This is a genomic window from Sulfitobacter sp. PR48, from assembly GCF_028807335.1.
Lineage (GTDB): Bacteria > Pseudomonadota > Alphaproteobacteria > Rhodobacterales > Rhodobacteraceae > Sulfitobacter.
This window is the reverse complement of the sequence record NZ_JARAMM010000049.1, coordinates 1-3,890: the sequence shown is the minus strand read 5'-3', so window position 1 is coordinate 3,890 and position 3,890 is coordinate 1. Positions and strand designations below refer to the sequence as shown.

Here is a 3,890-nt window from a genome sequence, read left to right as displayed (position 1 = left end):
TTAACGCAGAAATGGGCAATTTTGGCGAAACCCCTGCGGGGCGCGGCGGATTTTGCCTCTGCCATCCCGGATGTTCGCTTCCAATGACCACATTGCTGCGCTCACATCAGGGCGCCAGCGGCAAAATCCGTCTCGCGCGGGTGGGCGACAATGAATGTCAACACGACCTAGATCAGCGGATCGCGGCGGGCACCACCGGGATCGAGGGCAACACGCTGCACGTATGGACCGGCGGCGCGGTCTTCCTGCTGGTGCTGATCCGGCTCGTGGTGCGGATGGCCTCCGGGGTGCCCGACCCGGTCGCGGGGAACCCGGGCTGGCAGGACCGGGCCGCGCTCTGGGGGCATCGGGCGCTCTATCTCTTCATGATCCTGGTGCCCGCCCTCGGCGCTGCCGCCTGGTACGGCCATGTAAAGCCCGCAGCGAAAGCCCATGAAATCGCCGTGAACCTCCTGGTGATCCTGATCGGCGGCCATACACTCATGGCGCTTTATCACCACTACGTGGTTCGCGACGGCACGCTGCGCCGCATGCTGCCCTTCCTGCGGTGATCCTGCAGGTTGCAGGTTTTTCCATCGGGCGCGCCGGTTTTCACCGGTGACGACAGGCGGGGAAAGGGCCGGCCCCGCCGAGCCTGAGCAACCGGGAGGCACCGGTCGAAACTTTCGGCGGCTCCTGGCCGTGGCTGTACGAGAATGCTCAGAGGTCTTCATATCCATCCGGCGCTGATTGCATCGGCCTGCCTGCGTCGCCACGCAGGGCACGGGCGCCCCTGTGCCACCGCGCTTTGGCGGGCCTGAGCGATGCGTCGCGCCCTGAAAGACCGCCTGCCGGCCCGGCGCAGCGCATTGAAAGCGATGCATTGGGCGATGGTGCCGATGCTGATCTGGTTCCTCCTTGTCACCCCGGACGATGTGCTGCCCTTCGGGCCAACCGCCTTCCAGGCCCATTCGGCGCTGGCGCTGGTCTTTGTCACGCTCTGCCTGTGGTGGACGGCGGACTACCTGCGGCGCGGTCTGGCCAGCCGTCCGGGGCCAAAGCTGCCGCCCTGGGGGCGGCTGATGCATCAATGGATGCACAAGGTGTTGATCTGGGGCCTCTTCGGGGTGGCGGTCACGGGGTTCCTGCTGGGGCTGACCTCTGCCACCCTGCTGAAGGCAGGCGGCGTGCTGCCGATCGCGCCGCCGCTGGGCCTGAGACGTGCCAATGACATCATCGGGCAGATCCACATTTACGAGTTCTACCTGCTGGCCGCGATTGCGGCGGGTCATGCGGGGTTTCACATCTGGCGGCACCTGCGCCTGCGCGACAACGCCCTGCGCATCATGGTCCCCCGCGCCCTGCACCGGTTTTTGTGAACAGCGTCTGGAAGCCCCCGCGCATCGGCGCTAACCTGCGCCAAAGACTGCACCGGAGCCCGCATGGAAGACGACCCGATATCAGCCCCCGAGGCCGAACACCGCTTTCCCTGTGACAGCTGCGGGTCCGACCTGCGCTATGACCCCGGTGCCGGACAGCTGATCTGCGATCACTGCGGCAACGAACAGCCCCTGGGCGGGGGCGGCGCAAAGGTCAGGCCGATTGCCGAACTGGACCTCGAAGCCGGATTTGCCGCGGCGCTGGGTGCGGGCGAGATGCAGGAAACCCGCGTCACCAATTGCCCGAACTGTGCAGCACAGGTCGAATTCGAAGGGCCGGACCACGCCACCGAATGCCCCTTCTGCGCCACCCCCGTGGTGGTGGACACCGGCGTCACCCGCCAGATCAAGCCCCGCGGCGTGCTGCCCTTTGCGCTGGACGAGGCAACGGCCCGCGACGCCATGTCGGCCTGGCTGGGCCGGCTGTGGTTTGCCCCTGGCGGATTGCAGGAATACGCCCGCAAGGGCCGCCGGATGCAGGGCATCTATGTGCCCTACTGGACCTATGACGCCGATACGAAATCCTCCTACAAGGGTGAGCGCGGCACGGTCTATTACGAGACACACACCGTCATGCGCGATGGCAAAAGGGTGCAGGAACAGGTCGCCAAGGTGCGCTGGCAGCCTGCCTCGGGCCGGGTGAAACGGTTCTTCGACGATGTGCTGGTGCTGGCCTCCACCTCGCTTCCCAAGCGCTATACCGATGCGCTGGAGCCCTGGGATCTGGCCGCGCTGGAGCCCTATGCGCCAGAATACCTGGCCGGCTTCCGGGCCGAAGCCTATGCGGTATCGCTGCAGGACGGTTTCGTGCAGGCGCGTGACCATATGGACCGGGTGATCGAACGCGATGTGCGCTTTGACATCGGCGGTGACAGGCAGCGCATCCACGGGATCGAGACCCAGCTTGGCAACCTGACCTTCAAGCACATCCTGCTGCCGGTCTGGCTGGCGGCCTACAAGTACCGGGGCAAGACCTATCGCTTCGTGGTGAACGGCCGCACCGGCCGGGTGCAGGGCGAACGGCCCTATTCGGCGATCAAGATCGCGATTGCGGTTGTTCTTGGCCTGATCGCCGCGGCAATCATCGGATATCTGGCAGCACAGCAATGACCCAATATGACACTTTGACGGCCATCCTGCGGGCCCGCTATTCCTGCCGCGCCTTCCGCCCCGATCCGGTGCCGGACGAGACCATCGAACAGATCGTCACCGCTGCGCGGCACGTGCCGTCCTGGTGCAATGCCCAGCCCTGGCAGGTCAGCGTGACGCGCGGTGCGGCGACCGACCGCTTTCGCGACGCGCTGAGCAGGGCGGCAGCCGAAGGTACACCACCCGCGCCCGATCTTGACTGGCCCAAGGGCTATTCCGGCGCCTATGCCGAACGCCGCCGCACCTGCGGGTTCCAACTTTATGACGCGCTGGGGATCGAGAAATCGGACCGCAAGGCGCGGATGGCACAGATGCTGCGCAACTATGCGCTGTTCGATGCGCCCCATGTGGCGATCATCCATTCCCCGGATGAACTGGGGGCGTATGGGGCAATGGACACCGGCGGCTTTGTCACTGCCTTTACCCTTGCGGCAACGGCCCTGGGTGTCGCCACCATCCCGCAGGCCGCCATCGCGGCCTATGCGCCCTTGGTCAAGGAGCTGCTGGGGATCGGTGCCGACCGTCTGGTGCTCTGCGCGATTTCCTTTGGCTATGCGGATGAGGATGCGCCCGCGAACCGGTTCCGCACCGAACGGGCCACGCCCGCCGACATCATCGACTGGCAGGACTGATGCGCGCGCTGTTGCAACGGGTGAGCCAGGCCTCCGTTTCCGTGGGTGGCGCGACGGTCGGTGAGATCGAGGCGGGTCTGCTGATCCTGGTCTGCGCCATGCCCGAGGATACCGAAACCAGCGCCGAAGCGCTGGCGCTGAAAATCTCCAAACTGCGGCTGTTCAAGGACGAGGCGGGCAAGATGAACCTCAGCCTGGTCCAGACCGGCTGGGCGGCACTGGTGGTCAGCCAGTTCACCCTTGCCGCGGATACCTCGCGGGGGACGCGGCCCGGATTTTCCTATGCTGCCAAACCTGATCAGGCCCGCGCGCTATATGAGCATTTCGTGGGCTGCCTTCAGGGTCTGGGCATCACGACGCAGACCGGCGCATTCGGGGCGGATATGTCGGTGGCACTGGTGAATGACGGGCCGGTGACGATCTGGCTGGACACGCAGGCAGCTTGATCGGGCGGGGCCTGGAAATTCAGCGGATATTGACATGAGGATACCTCATCGGCTCTCGGCGTGATGCCAGCGGGCCGCCGTTCTGTGCCGGGCAGAGGGGCTGTAACTGTTGGGTGACATCACCCATTTGCAAAAGAAGACATGTCAAAAATGACATGTGAGGCTGCTGAAAAAGCACGTTCCTGCACCCGCTCCCCCCGAAACAACGAAATCGTTCTTCCACGACGCCAGCCACAAGCCTTGGC

General features: G+C 65.1%; 5 protein-coding genes. All 5 read left to right on the top strand.

Annotated features, from left to right (window positions below; translation table 11 throughout):
* Positions 1-551 (top strand): cytochrome b (locus tag PVW51_RS24045; RefSeq protein ID WP_274578212.1); only part of this gene is annotated, 551 nt, incomplete at its 5' end.
* A gap of 252 nt (positions 552-803) precedes the next feature.
* Positions 804-1,358 (top strand): cytochrome b/b6 domain-containing protein, encoded by a 555-nt coding sequence (locus PVW51_RS24040; protein ID WP_274578211.1) that lies wholly within the window; start codon positions 804-806, stop codon positions 1,356-1,358.
* A 63-nt stretch (positions 1,359-1,421) separates the two neighbouring features.
* Positions 1,422-2,528: a TFIIB-type zinc finger domain-containing protein gene (locus tag PVW51_RS24035; protein WP_274578210.1), complete on the top strand. Its 1,107-nt coding sequence runs from the start codon at positions 1,422-1,424 to the stop codon at positions 2,526-2,528.
* Positions 2,525-3,199, top strand: coding sequence for a nitroreductase (locus PVW51_RS24030; protein WP_269366706.1), 675 nt, complete (start codon positions 2,525-2,527; stop codon positions 3,197-3,199). Before PVW51_RS24035 ends, PVW51_RS24030 begins: the two co-directional genes overlap by 4 nt.
* Positions 3,199-3,645 (top strand): D-aminoacyl-tRNA deacylase, encoded by a 447-nt coding sequence (dtd, locus tag PVW51_RS24025; RefSeq protein ID WP_274578208.1) that lies wholly within the window; start codon positions 3,199-3,201, stop codon positions 3,643-3,645. The genes PVW51_RS24030 and dtd overlap by 1 nt, the downstream gene beginning before the upstream one ends.
* Positions 3,646-3,890: the final 245 nt, after the last annotated feature.

Bases quoted from the DNA above. Each gene is read 5' to 3' on its own strand.
- PVW51_RS24040 (WP_274578211.1), top strand. From the start codon at position 804: ATGCGTCGCGCCCTGAAAGACCGCCTGCCGGCCCGGCGCAGCGCATTG.
- PVW51_RS24035 (WP_274578210.1), top strand. From the start codon at position 1,422: ATGGAAGACGACCCGATATCAGCCCCCGAGGCCGAACACCGCTTTCCC.
- PVW51_RS24030 (WP_269366706.1), top strand. From the start codon at position 2,525: ATGACCCAATATGACACTTTGACGGCCATCCTGCGGGCCCGCTATTCC.
- dtd (WP_274578208.1), top strand. From the start codon at position 3,199: ATGCGCGCGCTGTTGCAACGGGTGAGCCAGGCCTCCGTTTCCGTGGGT.